The organism is Nocardia veterana NBRC 100344 (assembly GCF_000308855.1).
In the GTDB taxonomy this organism is placed as follows: Bacteria; Actinomycetota; Actinomycetes; order Mycobacteriales; family Mycobacteriaceae; genus Nocardia; species Nocardia veterana.
In genome coordinates this window covers 1-1965 of sequence record NZ_BAGM01000058.1, presented here as the reverse complement: position 1 = coordinate 1965, position 1965 = coordinate 1, and the positions used below count along the sequence as shown (strand labels likewise).

Genomic DNA, 1965 nt, shown 5'->3' with positions numbered 1-1965 from the left:
CGGAGCCCGGACGGGCATCGCCGCGGCCGTACCGCGCGTCCCCGCGGGCCGCGCCCGCCGCCTGGCCGCGCGCGAATCGGTCACCGCGCGACGAGCCGCCGTCGGTCCGGCGATCATCGCGGCCGGCTCGGGTCCCACGTCCGTAGCCGTCGCCGGCCCGGCCGTATCGGTCGTCGCGGCCGTAGCGGTCTTCGCCGCGTCCCGACCGCGAACCGCGGGTGTCACCACGTCCGTAGTTGTCGTCTCGGCGGCCGAAGCGGTCGCTGCGGCCACCTTCGCTGCGCTGGGGCCGACCGGCGGCCCCGCGACCGCCGCCCCGCGGCGGGTCGCTGTGTCGTTTCCTACGGTCCGGTGTGCCATCTCGGCGAGCGGGTGTATTCACGTGGTCCTCTGGTCTTTCGACAAGCTCCACTGCGGAGCTTGTCAATCCTCGCCGCCGAGATCGATATCCGATTCGGCGGGTTTCTTGAGCTTGGCGTACCGCGGATCGGTATCCAGGCTCTCGTTGATCTCATCGATCAGGTCGACGCCCGGCAACAGGGGCGCCAGCGGCGGAAGTTCCGCCAGCGACGCGAGCCCGATCCGTTCCAGGAACAGTTCGGTGGTGACGTACAGGGTGCCGTTGGTATCGACGTCGGTACCGGCCTCGGCGATCAATCCCCGCGCCACCAGCGTGCGGATCACACCGTCGACGTTCACGCCGCGCACCGCACTCACTCGTGCTCGCGTAACCGGTTGACGATAGGCGATAACCGCCAAAGTTTCCAAAGCGGCCCGGGTCAACTTGGAGCGCGCCCCGTCCAACAGCATGCGCTCGACGTAGGGCGCGTACTCGGTCCGGGTGTACAAACGCCACCCGTCACCGACGTAACGCAGATCGATCCCGCTGCCCCGAGCGGTCCACTCCGCCGACATCTCGCGCAGCATCCGCTCGATCCGCGCCGGGCTGTCGTCCACCGCGGCCGCGAGCAATTCCACCGGCGCCGGAGCGTCCACCACCAGCAACATCGCTTCCAGCGCCGAGCGCAACTCCTGATCGTCGAGCGGCCGGGACGTCTCCGCCGCGTCGGCGTCGTCCGCCGCGCCTTCCGTGGTCGGTGCCTGCTCGGCGCGCCCGGACCCCACCCGCGCGCCATCGGGATCGACGCCGTGCGCAGAGCCCGACGCCCCATCCGGTGCGGGGGATCCGGTTGTGCCGAAACTCACCGCATCGGTTTCGCCGGCGGCCTCGGCGACCTGTTCGCCCGGCAGGCCCGGACCGGCGGTCGTCGGGGCCGGAGCCCGCAACTCCGGGCCCGACGCGGGTTCCTCGCGACCGGCGCTGCCGGCAACGTCCGGACCGGCGGCCGCGGCGCCCTCGCCGGTATCGGGTTCGCGCTCGTCGGCTCCCGGCCGCTCGGCGGCGTGCTCATCCTGCGACATCGTCATCCGTAATCCTCGTCGATCGTCACGGGCTCGGCGGCCGTGCCGGCGGCATCGTCGCCGATCCAGCGCACCGCCAGCGGGCCGAGCGGGTCCGGCTGGTCGAATTCGATCGTCTTGCCGCGATACAGCTCGAGCAGCGCCAGAAAGCGCGCGACGATCTGGATCGGCAGCTCACAGTCCGCACACAGCTCGCGGAAGGTCGACCACTCCCCCGCTCCCCGTTTCTTCAACATCTCCAGCACCAACGCGGCCTGTTCGGCCACGGAAATCGGGTGGTTGTGCAGGTGGTCGAGCCCGACCGTCGGCTTCGGCCGCGGCCGGAACGCCGCGGCGGCGATATCGGCGAACCCGGCGGCATCGACGCCGAGCGTCACCTCCGGCAGCAGATCCAGATACCGCTCTTCCAGGGAGACCGCCCGCGGATAGCGACGCAGCGCCGCCGCCTCCAGCTCGCCCAGCAATTCCGCGACCTGTTTGAACGCCCGGTACTGCAGCAGCCGCGCGAACAGCAGATCCCGCGCCTCCAGCAATTCCAGATCC

Annotated in this window: 2 protein-coding genes; both read right to left on the bottom strand. The window is 70.9% G+C overall.

Translation table 11 applies throughout. From position 1 onward, the window contains the following. Positions 1-423 precede the first annotated feature (423 nt). Entirely contained in the window at positions 424-1125 is a 702-nt protein-coding gene (scpB, locus tag ON37_RS10045; protein ID WP_051031414.1) for an SMC-Scp complex subunit ScpB, read from the bottom strand. 299 nt (positions 1126-1424) lie between these two features. After that, the coding region (locus ON37_RS10040; protein WP_040718618.1) for a segregation/condensation protein A at positions 1425-1965 on the bottom strand (541 nt) is incomplete at its 5' end.